Origin of the sequence: Hyalangium sp., assembly GCF_045802625.1 — a bacterium.
Classification (GTDB): Bacteria; Myxococcota; Myxococcia; order Myxococcales; family Myxococcaceae; genus Hyalangium.
Genome location: NZ_JBJMQP010000055.1, coordinates 93,530 through 118,242, shown reverse-complemented (window position 1 = coordinate 118,242; position 24,713 = coordinate 93,530). Strand labels below are relative to the sequence as shown.

Here is a 24,713-nt window from a genome sequence, read left to right as displayed (position 1 = left end):
AAACCGGCGAGAAGGACACTGCCACTCAGGAGCCAGCTCATGGGCACGATGAAGTTCGAGGTCTCCCACACCCTGCCAAAGGACGAGGCGAAGAAGCGCGTCGAGCAGCTCCTTCAGTACTGGGGCACCAAGTACGGCGTGAAGTCCGACTGGTCCGGCGACGGCGCCAAGCTCAACGGCAAGGTGATGGGCATCAACCTGGATGCCAGCTTCGTCATCACCGACAAGGCCATCCAGGGCGAGGGGACCGACCCGGGCATGCTGCTGCGCGGCCAGGCCAAGTCCTACCTGCAGAAGAAGTTCGGCGCGGTGCTCGATCCGAGCAAGAGCCTGGCGGACGTGAAGGGCACCATGGACTGATCAGTGCCCGTTTTCCTCCAGCGCCGCGAGCGCGTAGCGCGCCACCTGGGCAATCGCCTCCGGTGAGTCAGGGATGTCCGGGTAGTGGCCCGCGAGCGGCCGCTGGGGGAAGCGCAGCTGCGCGATGGCGTTGCGGTAGCTGCGCCGGGCCCCGTCACGGTCCTTGGTGCGCTCCTGCACCTGCGCTAGCAGGTAGTGGCCAATGGCCAGCGTGGGCTCCAGGAAGAGCGCCTTGCTCAGCTCGGCGCGGGCCTCGGCCAACTGCCCGGCCTGGAGCGCCGCCACCCCGCCGAACACGCGCGCCTCCACGCAGAGCGGCTCTCGCGCGAGCGCCTGCGCGAAGGCCTCGCGCGCCTCCACGGCGCGGCCCGTGAGCGAGTAGAGGTTGCCCAGGGTCAGCAGTCCGTCCAGGTGGCCCGGCTCGTCCACCAGCAGCTTCTCCACGTCGCGAATCGCGGCGGGGAAGTCGCTCTGCATCATCTTCCGCATCGCCAGGTTGAGGCGCTCGGCGGGCGGCAGCGCCTTGGCGCCCCCGGGCACCTCGGTGGTGCGCAGCACCCGCGGCTCGGCTGAGCCCACCGGAGGCATCTCCAGCGTGAGGCGCGTGGGCCGCTTCGGATCGGCGGGGTTCCGGGACTCGGTGGAGGTGCTGGTCTTCGCGTTGGCCGCCAGCCGCTCGCGGATGGCGATCATCGGGTCCACCGCCGCCTTGGGCCCCCCCTGGCTCGGGGTGCTCTCCAGCGGGCGCGGGCGGGCCATACCCGCCACGGACGAAGCCGGCGGCAGCGCCGAGCCCGACATGGGCACCGGGGTCGTCAGCGGCGCGGCAGCTGGAACGGGCGGCAGGGTCAGCCGGATCTTCGGATCCGTCGCCACGGGCCGCCGGTAGACGAACGCCCCATCCACCTCGATCATCTCGAAGCGATCGTAGACCTTGAAGAGGCTCTCCGAGTACCCCAGGAAGAGCAGCCCGCCCGGACGCAGCGCGCTCAGGAAGCGGTCCATCAGCGCGCGGATGGTGGGCAGATCGAAGTAGATGATGACGTTGCGGCAGAGGATGAGATCCAGCGAGCCCGGCGACACCACGTGATCGAAGGACGGCGCCGCGAGGTTCAACCCCTCGAAGCGCACATAATCGCGGACGTGGGGCTGGACCTCCATGCCCTCCTCCACCGGCTTGAAGAAGCGCTCGAGCCGCTCAGAGGCGATGCCCCCCGCGCGCCGCACCGAGAACCGCCCCTGCTTGGCGTTCTCCACCGCCGCCAGGTTCAGGTCCGTGGCCCAGATGTCCACCTCCGTGGGCAGCGCGCCCAGCTCGGACATCACCATGGCCATGCTGTAGGGCTCCTCGCCCGTGGCGCACCCGGCGGACCAGATGAAGACCTTGCGCAGCTCCCGCCGCGCCTTGGCCAGCAGCTGCGGGAGGATGAAGCGCTCCAGCGCGCGGAACTGCTTCGGATCCCGGAAGAACTCCGTGTGCCCCACCGTCACCAGGGGCAGCAGCGCGCGCAGCTCCTGCTCGCCGCCCACCTCCCGGAGCCGCTGCACGTAGAGCTCGGGATCCGTGAGGCCCACCGCGGGCATGCGCGTGGACAGCGCCAGCCGGAGGCTGTGGAAGCCATCGGGCGTGATCTTCAGGCCGGCCCGCTCCAGCAAGAGGGCGGCGAGCTGTTGTAGGGCCTTCTGGCTCACGTTCAGCACGTCTCCACCCACTCCAGGAGGGTTGCTCCGATCCGATCCAGGGGAAGGATCTCCTCCGCCGCGCCCATCTGCACTGCCTCGCGCGGCATGCCGTAGACGACACACGTCTCCGCGTTCTGCGCGATGGTCCGCCCCCCGCGCTCACGGATCTCCTTCAACCCTCGCGCCCCGTCACGCCCCATCCCCGTGAGGATGACCCCGATGCAGCGGCGCCCGAACGCCTCCGCCGCCGAGGATAGCAGCAGATCGCACGAGGGCCGGAAGCCGCGCACCGGCGGCCGGGGGTCCAACACCAGCTTTCCTTCCGGGCGCACCAGCAGGTGCGCGCCCGAGGGGGCGATGTAGACCGAGCCCGGCTCCATCACCTGCTCGTGCGTGGCCTCCAGCACCCGCAGCGGCGTCTCCGTGGACAGCCAGTGCGCCAGCCCCTCGGTGAAGCCCTCGCTGATGTGCTGGCAGATGGCCACCGGCGCCGGGAAGCCCCGGGGGATGACCCGCAGCACGTGGGAGATGGCCTTCGGTCCGCCGAGCGACGCGGCGATGGCCACCAGGGGGAAAGGCGCCTCGGGGCCGTCATGGGCCGCCAGCCGCTTGAGCTTGCCCTGGACGTGGCGCACCACGCGCACCTGCGCCAGCATCGTCAGCCGGCGCGCGGTGGAGTGCCAGAACTCGGGCCCGGGCGTGGCCGGGCGCTCCACCACGTCCAGCGCCCCGAGCGCCAGCGCCCGGAAGGCCTCCTCGCGAGACAGCACGCCTGGATCCAACGCGAGGATGGGCGTGGGGCGCTCGGCCATGATGCGCTCGATGGCGTCCAGCGCATCCACGGACGTGAGATCCATGAGCATCACATCGGGGCTCTGCGCCTGGACGACGTCCAGGGCCTCGATGAAGCCGCACTCTCCGGCGCTCGTCAGCGCATCGCTATCAAAGAGAGTGCGCGCCAGCAGGCGGAGCCCTCCCCCGACGAGCAGCACCCGGTATGAGAGCCCTGAAGTGATGCGCAAGTGTTCCCCTTCACCGTCACGTCAACCGCTCGATCGTCTGGGCCAGGATCTCCACTCCGAGCTCGCCCTTGACGAGGTATCCGTCCGCCCCCGCTTCCAATCCTCGCCGCTTGTCCTCGGGTGCGGCCAACGAGGACAGGATGATGACGGGGATACGCGCCACCGCGGGGGTCGTCTTCAACCGCCGCGTGAGCGAGAAGCCGTCCATCTTCGGCATCTGCACGTCGGTGAGGATGAGATCATACGAGTTGATCTGCACCTTGGCATAGGCCTCCTCGCCGTCCTGGGCCTCCTCCACGGAGTGGCCGAGCGCCTTGACGAGCGCGCCCTCGGTGGCGCGGGCAATGGGCGAGTCATCCACCAACAGCACCCGCAGCCGCTTGGAGGCCGCCTGCTGAGTGACGGGGCGTGCCATGCGGCGCACCTCGGACATGATGTCCGGTACGTGACACAGCACGGCGATGCGCCCGTCCTCCAGCGCCGCGGTGCCGGCGATGAAGGGCGCGCCCTTGAGGAAGTCGCCGCCGCAGGGTTTGACGGCCACCTCGCGCTCGTCCACGAAGCCGTCCACCACGAGGGCGGCGTTGTCGTCGCCGTGGCGGACCACGACGGCGGGCGGCTTGTCCATGCGGTTGCCACCGTTGACGCCGAGCAGCGGCCCCATGGCCACCAGGGCAATCGGCTTGCCCCGGTGCTTCACGGCGAGGGTGCCGAAGACCTCCATCCGGTCCTCGGGCTTCACGCGCGTCACCGCCACCACGTCCGCGGCGGGGATGCCGTACACGTCGTCGCCCAGGCGGACCAAGAGGACCTTCATCAACGCCAGCGACTGAGGCAGGCGCAGCGAGATGGTGGTGCCTCGGCCGATGCGGCTGGCGACGCCCACCGAGCCGCCCAGCGTCTCCACCTTGCGCTTCACCACGTCCATGCCCACGCCGCGGCCGGAGATCTCGCTGACCTGGTCGCGGGTGGAGAAGCCGGGGCGGAAGATGAGATCCACGGCCTCGCGCTCGGAGAGCGCGGCCGCCTGGGCCTGGGTGATGAGGTGCCGGTTGACGGCGACCGACTTCAGCCGGTCGGGATCGATGCCGCGGCCGTCATCCTCCACCTCGATGTGGAGCATGTCGCCGTCGGCGCGCACGCGGATGCGGACCCGGCCCGCGGGCGCCTTGCCGAGCTGCTGGCGGGCCTCGGGGGACTCCAGGCCATGGTCCACCGCGTTGCGCAGCAGGTGCACCAGCGCGTCGCGCACATCCGTGAGCATGGAGCGATCCACGCCGATGTCCGCGTTCTCGATGATGAGATCGACCTCCTTGCCCTGGTTGCGCGCGAGCTCTCTCACCGCGCGGGGGAAGGCGTCGAAGACGGTGGACAGGGGCACCAGCCGCGCCTCGGCCACCGTGTCGGCCATCTTGGCCAGGTTGCCGTGCAGCGTGTTGATGCCGTCATCGTTGCGGCGCACGAAGCGGAACGCGTCGTCGCGCAGCATGTGCAGATCGCTCTCGATGCCCTCCAGCTTCGTGCGGAGCTCAGGCGTGAGCTGGAACTCTTCCCCCAGCCGGAGGAAGCGATCGCTCAGGAGCGAGAAGCGCTCGAACAGGTGGGCGGTCTCCAGTCCCCGGAGCCGTCCCCGCGCGCTCTCCACGAGCAGATCGCCCGCGAGAACTCCGAGCGAGTCGAGGACCTCGACGTTCACCCGGATGCTGCGATCGGCGATGGCCGTCTTGGCGCCCGGCGCCGGGGCCGGAGCCTCTTCGTCAGCGCGGGGAGGTGCGGCCGGAGCGGCAGACGCCGGGCGCGCAGCCGGCGCCGGGGCCGCAGCCGCCGTCGTGGCAGCGGGCGCGGCGGGCGTGGGAGCGGGCTTTGCGGGCGGAGCCTTCCCGCTGAGGAGCGGGGCCGGATGACCGGAGGCATCCGCGAGCGCCTTGACCATGTCCTCGCTGGACTGCGAGCCGGTGTGCGCGGCCGGCAGATCCTCGATCAGATCCGAGAGGACGTCACAGGCCCGCAGGAGCAGGTCCGTGGCCACCTCGGTGGCGGTCTTGCCGTCGCGCTCGGCGCGCAGCACGTCCTCGGCGGCGTGCGCCAGCTGGCCGATGGCGGCGAGCCCCAACATCCGGGCCTCGCCCTTCATCGTGTGCAGCTCACGTGCGACGTCGTCCGCGGCCTGCGCCGCAGTCTCCTTCTCGAGGTCGAGGACCCCGAGCTGGATCTTCTGCAGCCGGTCGGCGGTGACCTCCTGGAACTTCTTCAGGAGGGATTTCTTGAGGGCCTCAGTATCCATGGCCAGGGGTGCGCCGGGGAGAGTGGGTGCGCCGGAGGGCGACCCTTCCCCGCCGCTCTGTCCTAGTCAGCCTTGAAGCGCTTGATGAGCTCAGCCAACCGGCCCGCGAGCTGCGACAGCTCGGCCGAGGCGCCCGTGGCCTGCTTCGACGCTTGAGTCGTCTGCCGTGTCACGTCCTCGATCTCCGCCATGGACGCCACCACCTGCTCGGTGGCGGTGCGCTGCTGCTGGGTGGCGAGGTTGATGACGCGCGCCGCGTCGCTGGTCTCCTGGACGCCCGCGAGGATGCCCTCGACGGCCTGCGCCGCCACGGCGCCCAGCTTCTCGCCGGACTCGGTGGCCACCTTGGAGGCCTCCGCCGCGCTACCCGCGTTGGCCGTGGCCTCGCGGATCTCGGTGATGAGGCTCTTGATCTCCTTGGTGGACTCCAACACGTTCTCCGCCAGCCGCCGCATCTCCGCGGCGACGATGGAGAAGCCCTTGCCGGCCTCGCCCGCGCGGCTGCCCTCGAGCGCGGCGTTGAGCGCCAGCAGGTCCGAGCGGTCGGCGATCTCGTCAATCACCTCCACCACCGTGCCGATGCGCTCCACGCGCTTGGACAGCTTGGCGATGGAGTCCGCCACGGCGATCCCATCACTGCGGATCTGCTGCATGGCCTGGATGAACTCGGCGATGGCGCCACGGCCCGCGCGCGCCGCACCCAGCGTCTCCTCGGCCACGCGAGCCACCGCGCCCGCGTTCTCGGCGATCTGCGCCGAGGCGTGCTTCAGCTCCTCCATGGTCGCCGTCGTCTCATGGATGGCGGCGGCCTGCTCGGTGGAGGACGTCTCGTGCTGGGTGGAGGCCGCCAGCACCTGGTTGGCGGACGAGGACAGGCGCAGGGCCGCCTCGTTGATCTCGCGCACGAAGGTGCGCAGCGTCTCGATCACCTTGCCGAAGCCCTCCAGCAGCGGCGCGAGCTGGGGATCCTCGGTGGTGGTGTTCCAGCGGGACAGATCGCCCTCGCGCACCAGGGCGATGAGCGCGTCCAGCGCCTGATCGATCTCCTGCGCCGCCACCTGCTTGCGGTGCTCGGAGTCCGAGAAGCGATCGAGGACCTGGTTGAAGAGGCCGGCGACCTCCGCCATCTCGCCGGTGACGATCTCCGAGGCCACGCGGGCCTGGAGGTTGCCGGCCAGCACCGACTTGAGCGTGTCGGAGAGGGGCTTGAGGGACAGGCTGTTGCCGTTCCCTTGGGGCTTGGCCGCGGTCTTGGACGCCGCGGGCTTCTTCGCCGCGCGGGCCTTCGTGGGCTTGTCGTTGGTGGTGTCCAGGGCCATTGCTGTCAGTGCCTTCCTTCTTGCGTCTTTGCGGTTTCGACCAGATCGATGAGCAACACGAGGCGGGCCTGATCCAGGCACGCCCCAATGGTAAAGCGAGCGGCGTTCACGGCCGGCGGCAGCCGCCGCAGATCCGAGACGGGGATGGGGCGCACGCCGCGCACCGCATCCACCTTGAGGTGGGCCTCTCCCTCGGAGGTGGCGAACACGAGCGCGCGTCCGCCGCGGTGGAGCGCCCCCAGCTCCGGCCGGGAGAGATCCTCCGGCAGCGAGCGATCAATGCGCAGCACCTGCGAGGCATCCGTGCCGTACAGGTGCTCGCCGATGGCGAAGAAGAGGATGTCCACCTCCTCTTCGGCGCGCGTCTGTTCGTCCATCATCGCGCCACCGCCCGCTGCCGCGCCGTCTGCAGCAGCTTGGAGAAGTTCAGCAGGTTGATGGTCTCCTCGGCGGTGGGCCCGGCGACGACGCCCAGCATGTGCTCGGTGGCGGCGTCCGCGCCCATCGGGGGCGGCAGGATGTCCGAGACGAGGATGCGGCGCAGCCCCAGCACCGTGTCCGCCACCACCCCGGCCACGTAGCTGCCGCTGACGCCCACGAAGATCCGGGTGCGCGGCATGAGGTGCGCCTCGCCCTTGGCCAGGAAGCGCAGCAGGTCCACGACGGGGAGCACCTCGCCGCGGTGGCCGGTGACGCCCAGCAGGAACGACGGCGCCCGAGGCAGCGGCGTCAGCAGCCCCGCGCGCAGCACCTCGAGCACGTTCTCGCTGGGCACGCCGAGCCGCAAGCCGCCGACGCGGAAGCAGAAGAACTCTTGTTCTGGCCGGGCCTGGGCGGTGACGGCCCGATCGGGCGCGATCCGGAGAGCGCGTTGGAGGGGAGTCGAATTCAAGGCGACAAAGTATCCGGAGGCGCTCAAAACGGGTCAAGGGGACTTGCTCGCCCGCCTGCCTGCATGCCGTTTCGATGGTCCCCCACGCCTCAACAGTGTAGGGTTGTTTCAGGATTCTTGAGGAGGCAGATGTCCCGAGTACTGGTCATCGACGACAGCCCGATGCTGGTGGAGCTCACCGTGCGGGCGCTCACCGCGGCAGGCTACCAGGCAAGCGGCGCGATGGATCTGGCGAGCCTCGAGCAGAAGCTCACCGAGGGCCCCTTCGCGCTGATCCTGATGGACGTCAACATGCCGGAGATGTTCGGTGACGACGTCGTCGAGTACCTGCGCAGCCAGAAGAAGGTGACCTCCAAGCTGGTCCTCTATTCGGACATCCCGGAGCAGGATCTGGCCACCAAGGCCCGTAACTCGGGAGCGGACGGCTACATCCTCAAGGGCGGAGGCCTGGAGGCGGTGCTCGACGGGGTGATCAAGCTGATCGGGCCGCCCGCGGTGACTCCAGTGGCCCCGGCCTCCCCCGTTCCAGCCGCGGCCCCGGCTCCCAGCGCCTCTCCGGCGCCCGCCGCGAGCCCGGCCGCGGGGTTTCCGGCCGCTGGCCCCCAGGCCCCCGGCAAGCGCAAGCCGCGCATCCTGATCGTGGACGACAGCGAGATGACGGCGCGGATCATCGAAGCGGACCTGGTGACCAAGGGCTTCGAGGTCCACGTGGCGGACACGGCGGACAAGGCGACGAAGATCATCCTCAAGAAGCAGACCCGGCCGGACCTGGTGCTGCTGGACGTGCGGATGCCGAACGTGAACGGCGAGCAGTTCTGCCGCTTCATCAAGAGCAACAGCCTGTTCCGAGGCATCAAGGTGCTGCTCTGTTCAGGAGAGAACGTCGAGGAGCTGCAGCGCATCTGCCGCGAGGCCGGGGCGGACGGCTACGTCCCCAAGGACGCGGTGATGAGCAGCCTGGTGGCCAAGGAGCTGGGGCCCGCGCCCAGCCAGGAGTGAGCGCCAGGCGCCCCGTGAGCGCCGCGCCGAACTCCACGCAGCACCCCCTTCCTGTCTGATGGCCACTGCCGCGCCGGCTCCGCTCGCCGGCCCGCGGCCTCGGTGTGCGCTGCGCCGCCGCCGCCGGACTTCATCTCCTTGCGTCACTCCTGCAGCACAAATCAATCCAGTCAAGACACGCCTTTAAATGAGAGTTCCCTCATTCATGGCATGCCTGATTATTCCCCAAAGGAGAGGTTTTTAATTTGCAACAGCGTTGCGTCAAATTCTATAAAGCCCGCGCTTCACCCCAATCCCCCGTTTCCAGGAGTTTCCATGAAGCGTCTGTTCCAGAAGCACCTCGTTGCGAGCGTTGGCGTCCTGGCCCTGGCCTCTGCTTGCGGCGGCGCGATGGACGATGTCGATCAGGCCGATGCGGTCCAGCAGCCCGGCAGCCGCATCCACGTGATGAAGAAGACTCAGCCCGGCGATGAGGCGAACACGCGGACGGCTCAGGTTGCTGCGCACCTGAACTATTACGGCGGCCCGGTGCTGACTCACGTCAACGTCATCCCGGTGTATTGGAACTCCAGCGTTGCCTACCAGAGCAACCTGAACAGCTTCTACTCGGCCATCCCGGCCTCCTCCACCATCTACACCACCCTGCTGGGCCAGTACTCTGGCATCGGCACCGGCACGCGCGGAACTCCGTACGTCGACACCAAGACCACCGGTACCTATACCGACGCGCAGGTCCAGGCCGAGCTCAACCGCCTGTTCACCGCCGGCGTGATCCCGCAGCCGAACGGCAGCAACTACTACCCGGTGCACTTCCCCTCGGGCGTCACGGTCGTTGACTCGAGCGGCTCGGCGTCCTGCACCCAGTGGTGCGCCTACCACGGCACCTACGTGCGTAACGGCGTGAACGTCAACTACGGCATCATCCCGGACCAGGGCGGCGGCTGCGCCGGCGGCTGCGGCAGCAACTCGCAGCGCGTCAACAACCTGACCTCCGTGTCCTCCCACGAGCTGGTCGAGGCGACGACGGACCCGGCCGTGGGCCTGGCCCTTGACTACGCCCCGCCCCTGGCTTGGTACGATCCGACCTACGGCGAGATCGGCGACATCTGCAACGCTTCGCAGGCCACCATCACGGTCGGCACCACCTCCTACGTGGTGCAGAAGGAGTGGTCCAACTCGAAGGGCGTCTGCACGACCAACTAGTTTGATCCGCGGCAACGGGGACCGGGTGTAAGCCCGGGCCCAGCAGTGTCACGGCGGTGGGGAGACACGATCGCGTGTGTTCCCCCCGCCGTTTCAATTCTTGACGGCTCAATCCCTGGCAACACACTCGCATCCATGCAAACACAGCGCGCGATCTGGAGTGGAGTGGTAGCACTGGCGTGGTTGAGCATGCTGGGGTGCAGCAATACTCGTGACGCGGAGCGTCCGCCTCCCGCACCCGCGCCCGAGGCCGCTCCCGCGCAGCCTCCAGCCTCGGCAGACTGTGCTGGCATCTGCTATCGCGCGCTCCCCACGGGGGGGTGCGAGACAATGCCCACCTGCTGCCCCAAGACAGTACACCTCAAGGCCCCCCCCCACTGCCCGGCGGATTACACGCTGGACCTGAACTCTGGACCAGAGCGCTGCACCGTCAACCACCTCTGCGTGGACTAGTGATTGCATTCAGCAATCCCCAAGCACTCGCAGTGGGCTGCGCGAGCATGGGCCGTGGCAGCACCGAGACAGCGATTGGTGCTGGCTTAAGGTTTCATTATCTGCTATCAGCGTTTTATTCGATTTCACCTGAAATCGAATAAACCGGGATAGCTATGACATCAAAGCTTTTGCTTCCTTCCGCGAGTCTCCTCACGCTCCTCACGATGACGGCCTGCGGTGGAGAGCCGGCCGCGTCAGAGTCCCCCTCCCAGAACAGCACGTCCGCCACGCTGGCGGTCAGTGAAGCCAGGCTCTCGGATAAAGAGGCCCAGGCCAAGCTGGAGGAGCTGGGAAGCAAGATCTACTTTGACACCGACCTGTCGAACCCCGCGGGCCAGTCGTGCGCAAGCTGCCACCTGCCGTCCGCCGGCTTCACGGATCCGGATCACCGCTTCCCCACGTCCCAGGGCGCCGTGCCCGGGCTCTTCGGTAGCCGCAACGCGCCGAGCGCGGCGTATGTGCAGTTCGCCCCGCGCTTCCAGTTCAACCCGCTCCGCGGACACCCCTACGTGGGCGGCTTGTTCTGGGATGGCCGCGTCTCCAGCCTGGAGGATCAGGCCAGGCTGCCGCTGCTCAACCCGGTGGAGATGAACAACCCGGACAAGGCCAGCGTGGTGAACAAGATCAGCCAATCGTCCTACGCGCACCTCTTCCGCAAGGTGTTCGGAGACACGGCGTTCGACGACGTGGACACGGCGTATGACTCGACGGTCCAGGCCATCGCCGCGTTCGAGCGCACGCCGTTCTTCGCGCCCTTCACCTCGAAGTACGACGCCTACCTGCAGGGCAAGGTCCAGCTGACGGCCCAGGAGCAGCGAGGCCTGGATCTCTTCAACGATCCGGAGCGGGCCGACTGCGGCGACTGCCACCCGAGCGGTGGCAGCAGGCCGCTGTTCACCAACTTCAACTACAACAACATCGGCGTGCCGAGGAACCCGCACAACCCCTTCTACCGCGTGCCGCCTCCGTACAACCCGGCGGGCGAGAGCTACGTGGACCACGGGCTCGGCGGCATCCTCGGATCGGACACCGAGCAGGGCAAGTTCCGGGTGCCCACGCTGCGCAACATCGCCCTCACGGCGCCGTACATGCACAACGGGTACTTCAAGGACCTGCGCTCGGTGGTGGCCTTCTACAACACGCGTGACGTGCCGGAGGCCGGCTGGCCCGCGCCCGAGATGCTCGACAACATGGACGAGACGGTGGGCAACATCGGCCTGACGGACCAGGAGGTCGATGACATCGTCGCCTTCCTGAACACGCTCACCGACGGCTACATGAAGAAGTGACGCGTCAGCTTCGGCGCATCACTGCGCGGTCAACGGGCTCTTACCTATTGCAGAACGCGGAACGTCGTTAGAGCGAGCGCCACCCGAGCCCCGACCGGGTGGCGCGTCGCCATGTGCGGGCCGGGAAGTGGGGCCAGAGGACGCGCAGGCACTGCTCAGACGTTCATATTGCAATCCCCCGGCATTTATCCTAGATAGGCCGCGTTTCACGGGCCTCCATCTTTTGCTGGAATTCCCGATTGGACAATTTGTGCGGAGGGCGAGGCGCTACCCGTCGGGGGATGGGTAGCGCCTCGCTATTTGCGGGGGGCTCGGCTCTAAACCATGGGTGGGCCGTGCGCCCTACGCGGGGCCCGCGGCGTTGTCCCGCTCGTCCAGCCCTCGCGCGAAGTTGCCGATGATCAGCCCGGGCCGCGCCGCCTTCAGGCGCTTGAGCAGCGTGCGGATGCCCACGGGCTCGCCCCCCGCGCCCCGGCCTCGCGCCACCTCCAGGTACTGGATCGGATCAATGCACAGCGAGCGCGTCTGCACCTGATCCACCTGGTACTTGCTCACCAGCCGCTCCAGGGCCTGCACCTCGCCCTCGCGATCGGTGACGCCGGGAAACAGCAACAGGTTCAACGCCAGGTATGCGCCCCGCTCCCGCGCCAGCGCGATCGACGCCTCCACGTCCTCCCACGTGTACTTCACCGGCTTGTAGTAGGCCTCGTACAGCTCCTTCACCGCCGAGTTCAGCGACACGCGCACCGCGTCCAGCCCCGCGTCGAACAGCGCCGCCAACCCGTGCGTCAGGCTCGCGTTGGTGTTGATGTTGATCGAGCCCTTGTCCGTCCGCGCCCGCATGTAGCGGATGGCCTCGGCGATGGCCTTGTAGCGCGTGAGCGGCTCGCCCTCGCAGCCCTGGCCGAAGCTCACCATCGTCCGGCCCGGCGCGTGCTCCAGGTGGTAGAGGCCAATGGCTCCCATCTCCTCCCCCGAGGGCCCATCCTCCATGCGCTCGTGCGAGGCCGGCGGTCCGTCCTCCGGCTGATCCGAGATGCAGCCCACGCAGCGCGCGTTGCACATCACCGAGGCGGGGATCGCCGCCTCGTCTCGCACGTAGAACGTGTTCTGCGAGGTGAAGCACCGGTACAGCAGCGCGCACGTCTTGAGCTGCTTGAGCACCCGGCTGCCCGGGAAGCGCGCCATGTGACTGTCCACCAGCGAACGCATCTCCGGCGTCGAGTACTTCTCCGGCTCCCAGTGGCTGCGCGTGTCCGTGTGGATGGCCCACGCCACCGGCCCGTCCTTGCCCCAGGCCGCCGCCGTATACGCCCACTGCGGAAGAATGGGCCCGTCTCCCTTCACCTCTCCTGGCAGGAAGGTGCGCGTGTAGCCCGGCGGCAGCAGCGCTCCCACCGCGTTGGGCACGAAGGTCTTCCCGCCCACCTTCATCTCGCGCACCAGCTCCAGCTCGCCCGTCTCCGGGTGCAGCCCCACCGGCAGCCGGCCAGGCAGGTGCACGAGCCGCCCCGCGGAGGGCAGCGGTATGGGCCGATCCTGCGGCGGAACGAGCTCCTCCCCACTGCGCAGGGTGGCAATCAGGGACGGGTGCTCCATCACCCGGCCCTTCGAATCAGCGAACAGCAACTTGGGGCCCGACGTCATGCCTTCGTTAACTACCATCGCCGCCGCTTCCCTTCGATGATTGCCTGTCTGCCCAGGCGCTCGCCCTAGCCGCCCTGCGTCATGGCTCGCCGCGCCGCGCCACGCTCTCCTGCTTGCTGGAGCCATGAGCCGCGCTCGGGGGGCTGCCTTGATTCCGGGAGATCCGCTGGTATGGTCCGCCCGCTTTTTTCCCCTGGAGGCACGTCGTGATCGTCGGAGTTCCCAAGGAGATCAAAACCCGTGAGTACCGCGTCGGCATGGTGCCCGCGGGCGTGCGTGCGCTGACCAGCGCTGGCCATACGGTTCTCGTCGAGCAGAATGCCGGCGTCGGTTCTGGCATCCCGGACTCCGAGTACCAGCGCGTGGGCGCGCAGCTCGTCAAGAGCGCGGACGAGGTGTGGTCGCGCTCGGAGATGATCGTCAAGGTCAAGGAGCCCATCGCCCCCGAGTACGAGCGCATCCAGCCCGGCCAGATCATCTACACGTACTTCCACCTGGCCGGCGTGGACCCCGAGCTCACCAAGACGCTGGTGAAGAAGAAGGCCGCCGCGGTGGCCTACGAGACGCTGCAGCTGGATGACGGCAGCCTCCCCCTGCTCAAGCCCATGAGCGAGGTGGCCGGCAAGATGGCCATCCAGGTGGGCGCCACCTGCCTGGAGAAGGCGCACGGCGGCAAGGGCATCCTCCTGGGCGGCGTGCCTGGCGTGCGCCGCGGCCGCGTCGCCGTCATCGGCGGTGGCGTGGTGGGCCTGTGCGCGGCCAAGGTCGCCGTGGGCATGGGCGCCGAGGTCACCATCCTCGACGTGAACCTCGAGCGCCTCACCTACCTGGATGACGTGTTCCTGGGCCGCGTGGCCACCCTGGCCTCGGACACCGAGTCCATCGCCCGCACCGTGCGCGAGTCGGATCTCGTCATCGGCGGCGTGCTCATCCCCGGCGGCAAGGCGCCCAAGCTCGTCTCCGAGGCGCTGATCAAGGAGATGCAGCCGGGCTCCGTGGTGGTGGACGTGGCGGTGGATCAGGGCGGCTGCATCGAGACCTGCAAGCCCACCACCCACGACAACCCCACCTACACCGTGCACGACGTGGTCCACTACTGCGTGGCCAACATGCCCGGCGCCGTGCCGCAGACCTCCACCTTCGCCCTCACCAACACCACCCGCCCCTACGCCAAGAAGATCGCCGACATGGGCCTGGTGGAGGCCGTCAAGTCCGACAAGGCCCTGGCTCGCGCCATGAACACCTACGACGGCAAGATCACCTACGAGGCCGTCGCCAAGGACATGGGCTACACCTACGTGCCCCTGATGGACGCCCTCGGCGCCAAGGCCAAGTAGTTCAAGCCCGTACCCTGGTACACCATGGGAGGTAGGGTCGCCTGGACTCCTACCTCCCCAAGGCGGCTGTTGGGAATAAACGTTGCCGCCGAATGTATCCAGCCTTTAGGAGCAGCCGTGCGAACGGCAAGGGAGGCGGAAAGCGTTGTTGACCACTCTGTTCCCGTGCATACATTGATGGGCAGACAACGACGCATTCGCCTATAAATTCAGGCCCTTGGAAGGCGGGACATGTTGGACTTCAGGCAACCAAACCGGACGAAGCAGGAATTCGAGGAGCTGGCCCTGGCCCACCTGGACCCGCTCTACTCCGCCGCGCTGCGCCTGACGAAGAACGAGCGCGACGCTGAGGATCTCGTGCAGGACACCTGCATGCGGGCCTACCGCTTTTTCGACAAGTTCGAACGCGGGACCAACATCAAGGCCTGGCTGTTCAAGATCCTCACCAACACCTTCATCAACCGCTATCGGCGCAAGGTGAAGGAGCGCACGGTGGTGGAGGGCGTGGAGCGCGAGGCCGTTCACGAGCGCTTCGTCAGCCGGGACGCCACGGACTTCGCGGCCAACCCCGAGCAGTACTTCTTCGACCGGTTGCTGTCGGATGACGTGCTGCGCGCCATCGACTCGCTGCCCATCGACTTCCGGTTGGTGGTGATCCTCGCGGATCTCCAGGAGTTCTCCTACAAGGAGATCGCCGAGATCCTCGAGTGCCCCGTGGGCACGGTGATGAGCCGGCTATTCCGCGGCCGCAAGCTGCTCCAGAAGACGCTGCGCGAGTACGCCGAGGGTCAGGGCGTATTCCGCCACGAGGGCGAGCCCGTCGGGGCGCCTGCGAATCTGGAAGAGTACCGGCAAAGGAAGAAGACGGGGTAGAAGGAGGTTGACGGGCCCGAGGATTTTCACTCCGAGGGCCCGTGGCATTTACCGCCCTCTTTCGAGCGCTCATGACCTGCCAGGAACTCGATCGCCTGCTCTACCCCTACCTCGACGGCGAGTTTCAGCCCGAGGAGCGAATGGATGTGGAGTCCCACCTGGAGACGTGCGCGGACTGCGCGCGCCGGGTGGAGAAGGAGCGGGAGATTCAGCAGACGCTGCGCCGTGCCGCGCGCCACTCCGTCCAGACGAGCCGCGCCCCGCAGTCGCTGCGCGCGGGGATCCAGGTGGGCCTGCGCCGCGAGCAGCGCCGGGCCCTGCAGCTCCAGTGGCTGCGGCTGAGCGCCGCGGCGCTGGTGGTGGTAGCGGTGGGCGGTGGCTGGTTCGCCCTGCGCCCCGAGGAGCGCCAGCGCTTCGTGGACGACGCGGTGAGGCGTCACACCAAGCGGCTGCCCTATGAGATCGCCAACGTGACGCCCCAGCACGCGGAGGCCTGGTTCAGGGACAAGCTGGATCACCAGGTCTCCATCCCGGATCTGCCCAACACCGCCTTCTCCGGCGCGCGCATCTCCAACGTGAAGGATCGCCCCGCGGCCTACATCAGCTATGAGACGCGCCCCGAGGGCGAGGGCCAGCAGGCCCGCCGCATCGGCGTCTTCGTCTTCGATGACTCGCGGCGTGATGTGGATGCCCAGGCGTTGCCCGCCGTGCAGGTGGACTCCAGCCAGGGCTACAACGTGGCCGTGTGGCGCGACGGAGAGGTCGTCTACGAGCTCGTCTCGGATCTGAGCGAGGCGGACATCCGCAAGATGCTGTTGGACCAGGAGCGCGCGGCTCGCAGGGCCCCCGCGCCGCGTTCCCCCGAGCCGGTTCTGCCTATCACCACCGTCTCCCACTCGCAGTAAGGCGGCTCGCCTGCCCTGCTCTCAGGCCCCGAGGGGATCTTTCCACCCCCGGACGCTCGCCTGTCTGGCGGGGGATCACCAACGGACATTGCCCGGCCCGAACATTGACCGTCCCCACCATGGCCGATAGCCTCTGGGGAACTGTCTGTTCGTTGCATGCTGCCGCTCGCGCGAGGCTCTCCTCTCGCGCGGCTCCCCAGGTCGGGCCGCCCGTTCATGTCCAAGAAAATCCTCATTGTCGAAAGTGACTCCGCCCTCTCCTCCACCCTGCGCGCGGCGCTCGAGGCCAAGGGCTTCGCGGTGGACGAGACCACCGACGGCAAGGGGAGCGTGGATCAGATCCGCCGGGATCGGCCGGATCTGGTGGTGCTCGCGGTGGACCTGTCCGGCGGACAGAATGGCTACCTGATCTGCGGCAAGCTGAAGAAGGACGACGATCTCAAGAACGTCCCCGTCGTCATCATCGGCAACCCGGACGGCTTCGCGGCGCACCGCAAGCTCAAGGCCCACGCGGATGAGTACGTGGCCAAGCCGGTGGACTCGGGCCAGCTGGTGGAGCGCGTGGGCGCGCTGATCGGCTTTCCCGAGGTCGTCGCAGGCGATGTGGTGGAGGACGAGGGCCTGTCCCTGGACGAGCTGACGGATGAACCGCTCGTCGAGGACGAGCCGCTCTCGGGCGGGGCCGAGGAGATCGCCGTCAGCGACGCCTCCGGGGGCGAGGATCTGGACCTGGACGAGGCCTTCGGTGACATGTCCGGCACGAGCGCCTCCTCCGAGGAGGAGGCCGTGGTGGCGCCGCCGGAGGCTTCCGGAGGCGACGAGGAGTTCGACGCGCTCGACAACCTGGGCCGGGATGCCGAGGACGCGCTGGACTCGCTCGGGGACGACGAGAAGACGCAGATCGGCTTCGCGGCTCTGGCTCCGGCTCCGGCTCCCGAGCCCGTGAAGGCCGCGCCGGCTCCCGCGCCCTCCCGCCCTGCGATGACGCTGCCCGCGGTGCCAGCGGCGCCCAGCTCTGTGTCCCGGCCCGCGGCGGCCCCCGCCATGTCCGCGGCGGACGCGGCCGAGCTGCGCAGCCTGCGCGCCAAGGTGGCGGAGCTGCAGAGCGCCCTCACGGACGCGCAGTCCCAGGCCTCCACCGCGGAGAGCCGCGTCCAGGAGCTCGAGTCCCAGATTGAGTCCCAGAGCACGGAGCTGGAGACGGCGCGCGCCGCCGCCGGCAAGAACGACAAGGACTCGTTCGCGCTCAAGGACGCGGTCAACAAGAAGGACAAGGAGATCCTCCGGCTCAAGAGCGAGCTGAACCTCAAGGAGCAGGAGAAGGACAAGGAGATCAACCGGCTCAAGGGCGAGCTGTCCCAGAAGGAGCACGACTTCGTCGAGCTCCAGGACAAGCAGCTACAGCTGGAGCAGCAGCACACCGAGTCCGCCGCGGAGATGGCCCGCCGCGACGCGCAGATCAAGACGCTTACCGGCAAGGTGGATCAGCTCACCGCTGACAAGAAGAAGGTGGATCAGCAGCTCACCGCGGCGAAGGAGGAGGCGCGCAGTGCCTCCTCGAAGCTCACCGCCCTGCAGGCCGAGGTGGACGCGCACAACGAGCAGCAGGCCTCGGCGCAGGCGGAGCTGGAGGAGCTGCGCGCCAAGGTGAGCCAGGCCGAGTCCGAGCTGGAGACGGCCCGCGGCGAGGCGGACGGGCTGCGCGGCCAGGTGGAGAGCGCTCAGTCGGAGGTCAGCGAGGTGCGTGGCCAGCTCGAGGCGGTGCAGTCCGAGCTGGAGGCGGCGCGCGGCGAGCTGGAGACGGCGCGCAGCGAGCTGGAGACGGTCCGCGGCGAGCTGGAGAGCCAGGCCACCCAGGCCTCCGAGGAGGCCGAGAGCCTGCGCAAGCGCATCACCGAGCTGGAGGAGGCGGCGGTGCGCAACGAGGAGCGCGTGACGAAGCTCTACACGCGCATCAAGAACGACGAGAAGCTCCGCGAGCGCGCGAAGAAGGCGCTCGGCATCGCCCAGCAGCTCCTGGAGGAGGCGCCCTCCGCCACGGAGGACGCGGACGAAGCCGCCGCCTGAGCCGCATCTGCCTGCTGGAGGCCGCCTCAACAGCGACGGACCCCGGCCCCTGCCCTCTGCCGGAGAGGGAAAGGATCGGACCCAGACCTTATCAGCCCTTCGCAAACCCTCGGAACCTCTGAGGCGGCAGTACCGGTTTCTGTCCAATCGGTTCAGCCGTTCACAGGGCTTCACAAGGATTTTGCTGCACCCGTGCTGCGAGGGTCCAGGACTCGGCTTCTGGCGGTGCGGTTGAGGATCGACCCTGCCTTACTCTTCCGAGTGCGTCCCTGCTCCAGGAATTCAGGATGCTCTCCCACGAGGAGCAGTTCCCGCGTCGAAAATCGACGAGAAAAGGAAAAAAAGAGCGTGTCCCCAAATGGTCAGTCCGCGCCTCTACTCTAGTGGAGCCAGACAGACCGGCATGCGGCTCCATTTCACCGTGTCCGGGAAGGACCAGACTGTGAAGAGCTTTTTCGAGATGTACGACAAAGTGTTCAAGCCCTTCGAGGTGCTCGATAAGCTGAACCGCCCGCTGGCAGGCATGGAGCGCGCCCTGTCGCCGCTGGCAGGCATGGAGCGCGCCCTGTTGCCGCTAGCGGGCATCGAGCGAACTCTGTCGCCGCTGGCGGGCATGGAACAGTTCCTGTCGCCGCTGAAAACAATCCAGACGTTTACGGCAACCATGCTGGGAATGGAACAGGCCGTATCCCCGATCGCTGGCATGGAAAAGGCCCTGTCCCCGTTGGTATGCTTGGAGCAGTCCCTGTTCTCGCAGGACAGTATGGAACGGATTCTGTCCCCGCTGGCAGGTCTGGAGCGCGCTCTATCGCCACTGGCAGGCATGGAGCAGTTCCTGCCCTTCCAGGCCAGTATGGAGCGCGCCCTGTCCCCTCTGGCCGGTATGGAGCGCACTTGGGCCTCGCTGGCAGGCATGGAGCACGCCCTGTCCTCGCGGGCAGATGTGGAGCGAACCTTTTCGCCGCTACCAAACCTGGAACGACCCCAGTTGCCACTGGTGGGCATGGGCGCATTCTCCACGCCTTTGACTTGGGCAGAGCAACTCCGCCCGGTGTCAGGGTCCATGAGTGTCGCGTGGGCTTTTGATCTTGTGATCTTGCTCGCGGCGCAGCCGACAGGATAGCCCAGGGGTTGGCATGGCCCCCCGCCGAAGCTGAGGAATTCCTCTCTGAAGAGGAACTGGACGCCTCACGTTACAAGCAGGCATTGCTTGCTGCCCAGAGGAACGATATCGCCAGTTTAAAAGCGTTCACGGTAGCAGTCTTAGAATTGCCAGTTAGTGACGTTGTTTATGTGGCCCTCGCTCTCTTCGACGGAGGCAAGCTAGGGTTTAGACACGGGAATACTGGCTGGCAGTTGGCATCCAACCCCAGGGAATACCTGAGAAAGGTCGTGAGACGTCTTAAGGTGGAAGCAAAGCGGGAGAATGACTACTTCGGGGGGGATGCTGCAGCATTACCTCTTGAGGAAATGCCGGACGAAAACCTGCCGGAGGAACAGCACCGTCCCGGCATGGAATTGTTGAGTTGGGCACTCGGAGCAAGAACGGACACTGAGTGGGTGACCAGACTTGAGGATGTTGGTCTGTCTGTGACCGCTCTGAAAAATATCGGCCTTTCGCAAGATGCACAGACAGTCCTCTTAATGCGCGCGAAAGGTTTGAGACGAACGCAAGGTGGCGCTGACAGCCTTGGCTGGACACTTAGACGTCTGGAGGCTGCCTGAAGGGCTTTGTTGCGCGCGCTTCCTGGACTCCGAGATTTCCTGTCCGACTATTCAAACTGAAGAGACGGGTCCCACCGTCCGGGCACCCGAATGCAGGGGAGATTCCCCAGGGCTTCCAGGCGCTTACGCTGGCGCAGAACTCCCATTCAGAAATCACCCCTGCTCTCTCTCAGAGAGCGCAGAGGACCAGCGGCCCGAGCCTGCTTCTCCTCCTTCTTGGGCGCTGTCTTCTTCTCCACGAGTTTCTTGGCGAGCATGGTCACGCCCGAGGGCACGTTGCGATCGCGCGCCAGATCCATTGGGATGCTGATGCCTGGGCAGATGGAGCCATCTCGCCTCCCAGAGGCGTTGCGAGTTCAGTGGGTGGGAATTTCAGGGGTAGTTGCGGGCGGGCCCAAATGAAGTGGATCCCAGACGAACTCCTCGGTGGGGATCAGCTTCATGTTCGTGAACCCATGGCACCGGACAAACTCGGCAAAGCGCTCTGAGACGAGGATACGGCCCTGGAGACCGCGGGGCCGGAACACATCCTCGCCCCGCCATGTGTCCGGCTCTAGGACGAAGCCGTGGATGGAGTCTCTTCCGGGGTTGCGGCACTCGGGACACGTCACGGCCTCGGCACGACGCAACCGGCTCCGTTCCTCATCTACCGCTCCACGGCCGAAGCATGCGGTGACGGCGAAGTAACGAGGCACCGCGCCGGGCTTGGCCCCCTTGCGCTTCCGACGCACCCTAACCACCTCGACGGGGTGAAAGCCGAGCAGTCCCGTCAGCTCTTCTGCTCGGAAGGCCTCGGCCATGCGCTCGGAGATGAGTACGTCGTACCCAGTACCCTCTACGAAGTCACCAAAGCCCTGTCCATGCAGTTCCAACTCGACTCGGTACGGAGGCATCCACGTCAGCATGCTGATGGCGTCACCGCACCGTGGGCACAGGAAGGCATCTCCAAGATTGATCGGCTTGACGTCACGGAACTGGGTGTCATGAGGCCCGAGCAGGTCATGTTCGAGCACGAAGAAGCGTGATGCCAGGGATGCCTCAGAAGCCATAAGGAAACCTCTCCAGCATCTCCTTGCGGCTATAGATCTCGCGCAACATCCTCATGAACTGCTCCGGCGTTGCGTTGGGGAAGTCCCTAAGCCATTTGATCACTTCCTCATCCACTTTGCGGTGCCACTCCTGGTAGCCGCAGTGCGACTCCAGGTCCTTCGCCCGGGTCTTGAAGCGCGCATCCCGAGGCTTGTAGAGCCCTCGCAGGACCCGATGTTTCTCCAACTCCTCGGCGATAGGCCGAGAGATGATGTGATGTTCCTGGCCCTTGCAGTTAGGAGGCTCGTCCGAAGCTTCGGCTTCGGAGGATTCTTCGGCCTTGGCATCCCCTTTTTCGCGGGCCTCTTCCGCGACCTTCAGTGCCTCACGTGCCAGCGCGACCTTCGCGACCTCTGCCTCGATATCAGCAGCAAGTTTGGGGTTGACCTGCCGCAGGGCCTCGCAGGCGGAGAGACTGCCCTGCTTGCAGAAAGACACCAGGGTGGTCTCACCTGGAACAGCCGGGATTTGTGCCGACACGAGGAGCAGAAGGAGCTGGATCATGCTCCTCATGATAGGTAACAGATCAGAGTTTCCCAACGACCTCCCAAGTCCCCGGGCCTACTTCTCTTCCTTCTTGGGCGCCGTCTTCTTCTCTACCAGCTTCTTGGCGAACATGGACACGCCCGAGGGCACGTTGCGATCGCGCGCCAGATCCTTCAGCTCCGCGTCTCGCAGCGTGTTGAGGAACTTCGACACCACCGTGAGCGGGATCTTCGGGTTCTTCACCAGCGCCAGCTTGATCTTCTGCTTCTTCGTCCACTCGCGGTTGTTGTAGATGATGCGCAGCACCTCGTCGTTCGCCGCGCGGTTGGAGGCGCACGCGAGCACCTCGCCATCGGTGATTCGCGGGCTGCGGATCACCGCCGTGCACACCAGCTTGTTCGAGTCGCGGATCAGCAGCGTGCGCGCTTCCTTGTTGCCCAGCGTCGCCAGCTTGATCTTCTCGGCGATGCTCATCTTCATGATGCGCTGGGTGAGGTTGAGCCGCTTGCCCTCCTCCATGGGCGGTGCGCCCTCCTCCTTCACCTCCTGGAAGTCCTGTAGCACCTGAGCGGCGGTGGTGCCCGGATCCGGCGGCGCCTGCACCGCCTGCGGCCCGAACAGGCGCACCCGCGCCGCCTGCATCTGCGGCACGTCCACCAGCGTCAACCCGCTGCGCACCGCGAAGTCGCACACCGAGTCGATCAGCGCCTGGCTCGCGTTGGCGTTGGTGCACAGCTTGCGGATGATGTCCTCGTGCCGCAGCAGGCGCAGCTGGTTCTGGCCGATGATCTCCGCCACCTTCGCGCTGCACCCGGAGGCCACGTCCGCCACCGCCTCGTCCGGCGTGGTGGCGTTGAGCACCAGCATCTCGGAGTAGGTGTCGTTGGCCTTCAGCAGCCCCAGGAACCACCCGAGCACCGGCCCCTGGACGCCCTCGTCCCGCAGCGCCGAGCCGAGGATCTTGTCCGTCAGCCCCGCGGCCGTCTTGGCCGCCGCGTCGCGCACGCCCTGCTCGGCGTCAAACGTGAGCATGAAGAGCGCGCCCAGCATGTCCGAGGGGTTCAGCGGCACCAGGGCCTTGGCGGCCATCATCCGCAGCGGCACGGGCGCGGCCGGATCCACGTGCTTGCGCATGTTGGGCGGCAGAAACTCCGAGGTGAAGGGACAGCCCGCGGGAGCGGGTGCCACGGGAGCGGCGGTCGTCATGAGGCGTGATTCCTTCCGTAGATGATGCGCAGACCCTCGAGCGTGAGGAACTCGTCCACTTCGTGGATGGCCTTGGACTCGCTGGCCACCAGCGGCGCCAGGCCTCCGGTGGCGATGACTCGCGCGGTGAAGCCCAGCTCCGCCTGCATGCGCGCGCACAGCCCGTCCACCAGCCCCACGTACCCGTAGACGAAGCCGGACTGCATGGAGTGCACCGTGTTGCGGCCCACCACGTGCGGCGGCCGGGCGAACTCCACGCGCGGCAGCTTGGAGGCGTTCTGGAAGAGCGCCTCCATGGCGATGTTGATGCCCGGGCAGATGGCGCCGCCCAGGTACTCGCCCTTGGGAGACACCGCGTCGAACGTGGTGGCCGTACCGAAGTCCACGACGATCAGCCCCGTGTGGTGCTTCTCGAAGGCGGCCACCGAGTTGACGATCCGGTCCGCGCCCACCTCCTTCGGGTTGTCGTAGAGGATGGGCATGCCCGTCTTCACTCCCGGGCCGACGAACATGGGGCGCGTCTTGAAGTAGCGCTCGCTCATCTTCTCCAGGTTGAACTGGAGCGGCGGCACCACGCTGGACACCGCCACCGCGTGCACCTTGTCCGCGTCAATGCCGCTGTACTGGCAGAGCTGCCGCACGAAGATGCCGTACTCATCCGAGGTGCGGCGGGCGTTGGTCTCCATGCGCCAGTGAGCCAACAGCTTCTTGCCGTCGTACACCCCAAGCACGGTGTTGGTGTTGCCGACGTCGATCGTGAGGAGCATCACGCGCGCACTCTACCGCGAAGGCGCCCTCAGCGGACGGGTTCAGGGCTGGCCCGTCACCCGAGGCCGCAGCCGCTCCACATCGCCCGCCAGCACCCGCTCGACCGAGCCGTCCTCTGTCCGCACGAGGAGCGCGCCCGAGGCGTCGATGTCCTCGGCCAGCCCCCGGAACTCGCGGCGGTCGGTGCGGACCAGCACGTCCTGCCCCAGCGTGGAGGACAGCTCCTTCCAGCGCTGACGGATGGCGTCAAAGCCCGTCTCCAGGTGCAGATCCAGCCACTCCTCCAGGCGGTTCCAGAGCGAGGCGGCAAACAGCGCCCGAGGCACCTTCTGCCCTCGGGCCTGCGCCAGCGAAGTGGCCGTGGCGCGCAGCTCCTCGGGGAAGTGCTCCGGCTGTGCGTTGAGGTTCACTCCCACGCCCAGCACCACGAAGTGCACGCGCTCGGGCTCCGCGGACAGCTCCGTGAGGATGCCCGCCACCTTGCGCCCGTCGATCTGCACGTCATTGGGCCACTTGATGAAGGCCTCGGCGCCGGCCTCGCGCAGCACCTCGGTGAGCGCCACCGCGGCCACCAGCGTCAGCTCCGGAGCGCGCTGGGGCGGCAGCTCCGGGCGAAGAATGGCCGAGAAGTAGAGGTTGAGCCCTGGCGGAGACACCCACGCCCGGCCCCGCCGGCCCTTGCCCGCCGTCTGCTGCTCGGTGATGACCACCTCACCGTGCTCCGCCCCGTCATGCGCCAGCCGGAAGGCCAGCTCGTTCGTGGAGCCCAGCGTCTCGTGGAAGTGGATGGTGTGGCCAAGATCATGCGTGGCGAGCAGCGGCGACAGCTCCAGCGCCGTCAGCCGATCCGGCACCTCCACCAGCCGGTAGCCTCGCGCGGGCAGGGCCTCGATGCGGTAGCCCTTGCCGCGCAGCGCCTCCACGTGTTTCCACACGGCGGTGCGGGACAGGCCCAGCTTGCTGGAGAGCGCCTCGCCCGAGGTGAAGTCCTCACCTCCATCGGCGAGGAAGCTGAGGATCAGCTCCTCCTGCGTCTGCTCGGAAGTCTCAGGAGCCACGGCGGC

23 protein-coding genes are annotated in these 24,713 nt (G+C 67.2%); 10 read left to right on the top strand and 13 right to left on the bottom strand.

Features of this window, described 5'->3' with window-relative positions; genetic code table 11:
• The first annotated feature begins 39 nt into the window (after positions 1-39).
• Positions 40-360 carry a polyhydroxyalkanoic acid system family protein gene (locus ACJ8AT_RS11730; protein WP_407737770.1) on the top strand — a complete coding sequence of 107 codons (321 nt, stop codon included), beginning with the start codon at positions 40-42 and terminating at the stop codon, positions 358-360.
• Here the strand turns inward: ACJ8AT_RS11730 and ACJ8AT_RS11725 are convergent, their stop codons facing one another.
• The 6 genes from ACJ8AT_RS11725 to ACJ8AT_RS11700 all read right to left on the bottom strand — a co-directional run bounded on the left by ACJ8AT_RS11725 (position 361) and on the right by ACJ8AT_RS11700 (position 7,527).
• Positions 361-2,061 carry a CheR family methyltransferase gene (locus ACJ8AT_RS11725; RefSeq protein WP_407737769.1) on the bottom strand — a complete coding sequence of 567 codons (1,701 nt, stop codon included), beginning with the start codon at positions 2,059-2,061 and terminating at the stop codon, positions 361-363.
• A complete protein-coding gene (locus ACJ8AT_RS11720) occupies positions 2,055-3,059 on the bottom strand; it encodes a chemotaxis protein CheB (RefSeq protein ID WP_407737781.1) in 1,005 nt (334 codons plus the stop codon). Before ACJ8AT_RS11720 ends, ACJ8AT_RS11725 begins: the two co-directional genes overlap by 7 nt.
• A 22-nt stretch (positions 3,060-3,081) precedes the next feature.
• Entirely contained in the window at positions 3,082-5,349 is a 2,268-nt protein-coding gene (locus tag ACJ8AT_RS11715; RefSeq protein ID WP_407737768.1) for a hybrid sensor histidine kinase/response regulator, read from the bottom strand.
• Positions 5,350-5,411: 62 nt separating this feature from the next.
• A complete protein-coding gene (locus ACJ8AT_RS11710) occupies positions 5,412-6,668 on the bottom strand; it encodes a methyl-accepting chemotaxis protein (protein WP_407737767.1) in 1,257 nt (418 codons plus the stop codon).
• A 5-nt stretch (positions 6,669-6,673) separates the two neighbouring features.
• Positions 6,674-7,048 (bottom strand): Frizzy aggregation protein FrzB, encoded by a 375-nt coding sequence (locus ACJ8AT_RS11705; protein WP_407737766.1) that lies wholly within the window; start codon positions 7,046-7,048, stop codon positions 6,674-6,676.
• Positions 7,045-7,527, bottom strand: coding sequence for a chemotaxis protein CheW (locus ACJ8AT_RS11700; protein WP_407737780.1), 483 nt, complete (start codon positions 7,525-7,527; stop codon positions 7,045-7,047). The genes ACJ8AT_RS11705 and ACJ8AT_RS11700 overlap by 4 nt, the downstream gene beginning before the upstream one ends.
• A 162-nt stretch (positions 7,528-7,689) precedes the next feature.
• Here ACJ8AT_RS11700 and ACJ8AT_RS11695 point away from each other — a divergent pair, with 162 nt between their 5' ends.
• The 3 genes from ACJ8AT_RS11695 (at position 7,690) to ACJ8AT_RS11685 (ending at position 11,546) form a co-directional block, all read left to right on the top strand.
• Positions 7,690-8,559: a response regulator gene (locus tag ACJ8AT_RS11695; RefSeq protein ID WP_407737765.1), complete on the top strand. Its 870-nt coding sequence runs from the start codon at positions 7,690-7,692 to the stop codon at positions 8,557-8,559.
• A 315-nt stretch (positions 8,560-8,874) separates the two neighbouring features.
• A complete protein-coding gene (locus ACJ8AT_RS11690) occupies positions 8,875-9,762 on the top strand; it encodes a hypothetical protein (protein ID WP_407737764.1) in 888 nt (295 codons plus the stop codon).
• Positions 9,763-10,421: 659 nt separating this feature from the next.
• Positions 10,422-11,546 carry a cytochrome-c peroxidase gene (locus ACJ8AT_RS11685; protein ID WP_407737763.1) on the top strand — a complete coding sequence of 375 codons (1,125 nt, stop codon included), beginning with the start codon at positions 10,422-10,424 and terminating at the stop codon, positions 11,544-11,546.
• A gap of 342 nt (positions 11,547-11,888) precedes the next feature.
• On the opposite strand, the gene ACJ8AT_RS11680 is transcribed toward ACJ8AT_RS11685, so the two are convergent.
• Complete coding sequence (locus ACJ8AT_RS11680; RefSeq protein ID WP_407737762.1) at positions 11,889-13,193, bottom strand: radical SAM protein; 1,305 nt, start codon at positions 13,191-13,193, stop codon at positions 11,889-11,891.
• 206 nt (positions 13,194-13,399) lie between these two features.
• Between ACJ8AT_RS11680 and ald the strand changes: the two genes are divergently transcribed.
• The 6 genes from ald (at position 13,400) to ACJ8AT_RS11650 (ending at position 20,100) form a co-directional block, all read left to right on the top strand.
• Positions 13,400-14,530 carry an alanine dehydrogenase gene (gene ald / locus ACJ8AT_RS11675; protein WP_407737761.1) on the top strand — a complete coding sequence of 377 codons (1,131 nt, stop codon included), beginning with the start codon at positions 13,400-13,402 and terminating at the stop codon, positions 14,528-14,530.
• A 231-nt stretch (positions 14,531-14,761) separates the two neighbouring features.
• Complete coding sequence (locus ACJ8AT_RS11670; RefSeq protein ID WP_407737760.1) at positions 14,762-15,403, top strand: sigma-70 family RNA polymerase sigma factor; 642 nt, start codon at positions 14,762-14,764, stop codon at positions 15,401-15,403.
• 71 nt (positions 15,404-15,474) lie between these two features.
• The gene (locus ACJ8AT_RS11665) at positions 15,475-16,308 is read left to right on the top strand and encodes an anti-sigma factor family protein (RefSeq protein WP_407737759.1); all 834 of its coding nucleotides are present in this window, start codon (positions 15,475-15,477) and stop codon (positions 16,306-16,308) included.
• Between the two features lie 216 nt (positions 16,309-16,524).
• Entirely contained in the window at positions 16,525-18,375 is a 1,851-nt protein-coding gene (locus ACJ8AT_RS11660; RefSeq protein WP_407737758.1) for a response regulator, read from the top strand.
• 403 nt (positions 18,376-18,778) lie between these two features.
• Positions 18,779-19,498: a hypothetical protein gene (locus ACJ8AT_RS11655; RefSeq protein WP_407737757.1), complete on the top strand. Its 720-nt coding sequence runs from the start codon at positions 18,779-18,781 to the stop codon at positions 19,496-19,498.
• 8 nt (positions 19,499-19,506) lie between these two features.
• Positions 19,507-20,100, top strand: a complete 594-nt coding sequence (locus ACJ8AT_RS11650; protein WP_407737756.1) for a hypothetical protein — start codon at positions 19,507-19,509, stop codon at positions 20,098-20,100.
• 146 nt (positions 20,101-20,246) lie between these two features.
• Here the strand turns inward: ACJ8AT_RS11650 and ACJ8AT_RS11645 are convergent, their stop codons facing one another.
• Genes ACJ8AT_RS11645 through ACJ8AT_RS11620 form a run of 6 tightly spaced genes read right to left on the bottom strand, consistent with a single transcriptional unit; the run spans position 20,247 to position 24,707 of the window.
• Positions 20,247-20,399 carry a hypothetical protein gene (locus tag ACJ8AT_RS11645; protein ID WP_407737755.1) on the bottom strand — a complete coding sequence of 51 codons (153 nt, stop codon included), beginning with the start codon at positions 20,397-20,399 and terminating at the stop codon, positions 20,247-20,249.
• A 57-nt stretch (positions 20,400-20,456) separates the two neighbouring features.
• Positions 20,457-21,149: an imm11 family protein gene (locus ACJ8AT_RS11640; protein ID WP_407737754.1), complete on the bottom strand. Its 693-nt coding sequence runs from the start codon at positions 21,147-21,149 to the stop codon at positions 20,457-20,459.
• On the bottom strand, positions 21,139-21,693 hold the full coding sequence (locus ACJ8AT_RS11635; protein WP_407737753.1) for a Wall-associated protein precursor: 555 nt from the start codon (positions 21,691-21,693) through the stop codon (positions 21,139-21,141). Before ACJ8AT_RS11635 ends, ACJ8AT_RS11640 begins: the two co-directional genes overlap by 11 nt.
• A gap of 57 nt (positions 21,694-21,750) precedes the next feature.
• Positions 21,751-22,881, bottom strand: a complete 1,131-nt coding sequence (locus tag ACJ8AT_RS11630) for a hypothetical protein (protein ID WP_407737752.1) — start codon at positions 22,879-22,881, stop codon at positions 21,751-21,753.
• Positions 22,878-23,648, bottom strand: coding sequence for a type III pantothenate kinase (locus ACJ8AT_RS11625; protein ID WP_407737779.1), 771 nt, complete (start codon positions 23,646-23,648; stop codon positions 22,878-22,880). Before ACJ8AT_RS11625 ends, ACJ8AT_RS11630 begins: the two co-directional genes overlap by 4 nt.
• Positions 23,649-23,690: 42 nt before the next feature.
• Positions 23,691-24,707 carry a biotin--[acetyl-CoA-carboxylase] ligase gene (locus tag ACJ8AT_RS11620; RefSeq protein ID WP_407737751.1) on the bottom strand — a complete coding sequence of 339 codons (1,017 nt, stop codon included), beginning with the start codon at positions 24,705-24,707 and terminating at the stop codon, positions 23,691-23,693.
• Positions 24,708-24,713: the final 6 nt, after the last annotated feature.

Coding starts and splice junctions, on each gene's coding strand:
- ACJ8AT_RS11730 (WP_407737770.1), top strand. CDS start 40: ATGGGCACGATGAAGTTCGAGGTCTCCCACACCCTGCCAAAGGACGAG.
- ACJ8AT_RS11715 (WP_407737768.1), bottom strand. CDS start 5,349: ATGGATACTGAGGCCCTCAAGAAATCCCTCCTGAAGAAGTTCCAGGAG.
- ACJ8AT_RS11710 (WP_407737767.1), bottom strand. CDS start 6,668: ATGGCCCTGGACACCACCAACGACAAGCCCACGAAGGCCCGCGCGGCG.
- ACJ8AT_RS11705 (WP_407737766.1), bottom strand. CDS start 7,048: ATGATGGACGAACAGACGCGCGCCGAAGAGGAGGTGGACATCCTCTTC.
- ACJ8AT_RS11695 (WP_407737765.1), top strand. CDS start 7,690: ATGTCCCGAGTACTGGTCATCGACGACAGCCCGATGCTGGTGGAGCTC.
- ACJ8AT_RS11690 (WP_407737764.1), top strand. CDS start 8,875: ATGAAGCGTCTGTTCCAGAAGCACCTCGTTGCGAGCGTTGGCGTCCTG.
- ACJ8AT_RS11685 (WP_407737763.1), top strand. CDS start 10,422: ATGACGGCCTGCGGTGGAGAGCCGGCCGCGTCAGAGTCCCCCTCCCAG.
- ACJ8AT_RS11680 (WP_407737762.1), bottom strand. CDS start 13,193: ATGACGTCGGGCCCCAAGTTGCTGTTCGCTGATTCGAAGGGCCGGGTG.
- ACJ8AT_RS11670 (WP_407737760.1), top strand. CDS start 14,762: ATGTTGGACTTCAGGCAACCAAACCGGACGAAGCAGGAATTCGAGGAG.
- ACJ8AT_RS11665 (WP_407737759.1), top strand. CDS start 15,475: ATGACCTGCCAGGAACTCGATCGCCTGCTCTACCCCTACCTCGACGGC.
- ACJ8AT_RS11660 (WP_407737758.1), top strand. CDS start 16,525: ATGTCCAAGAAAATCCTCATTGTCGAAAGTGACTCCGCCCTCTCCTCC.
- ACJ8AT_RS11655 (WP_407737757.1), top strand. CDS start 18,779: ATGCGGCTCCATTTCACCGTGTCCGGGAAGGACCAGACTGTGAAGAGC.
- ACJ8AT_RS11645 (WP_407737755.1), bottom strand. CDS start 20,399: ATGGATCTGGCGCGCGATCGCAACGTGCCCTCGGGCGTGACCATGCTC.
- ACJ8AT_RS11640 (WP_407737754.1), bottom strand. CDS start 21,149: ATGGCTTCTGAGGCATCCCTGGCATCACGCTTCTTCGTGCTCGAACAT.
- ACJ8AT_RS11635 (WP_407737753.1), bottom strand. CDS start 21,693: ATGATCCAGCTCCTTCTGCTCCTCGTGTCGGCACAAATCCCGGCTGTT.
- ACJ8AT_RS11630 (WP_407737752.1), bottom strand. CDS start 22,881: ATGACGACCGCCGCTCCCGTGGCACCCGCTCCCGCGGGCTGTCCCTTC.
- ACJ8AT_RS11625 (WP_407737779.1), bottom strand. CDS start 23,648: ATGCTCCTCACGATCGACGTCGGCAACACCAACACCGTGCTTGGGGTG.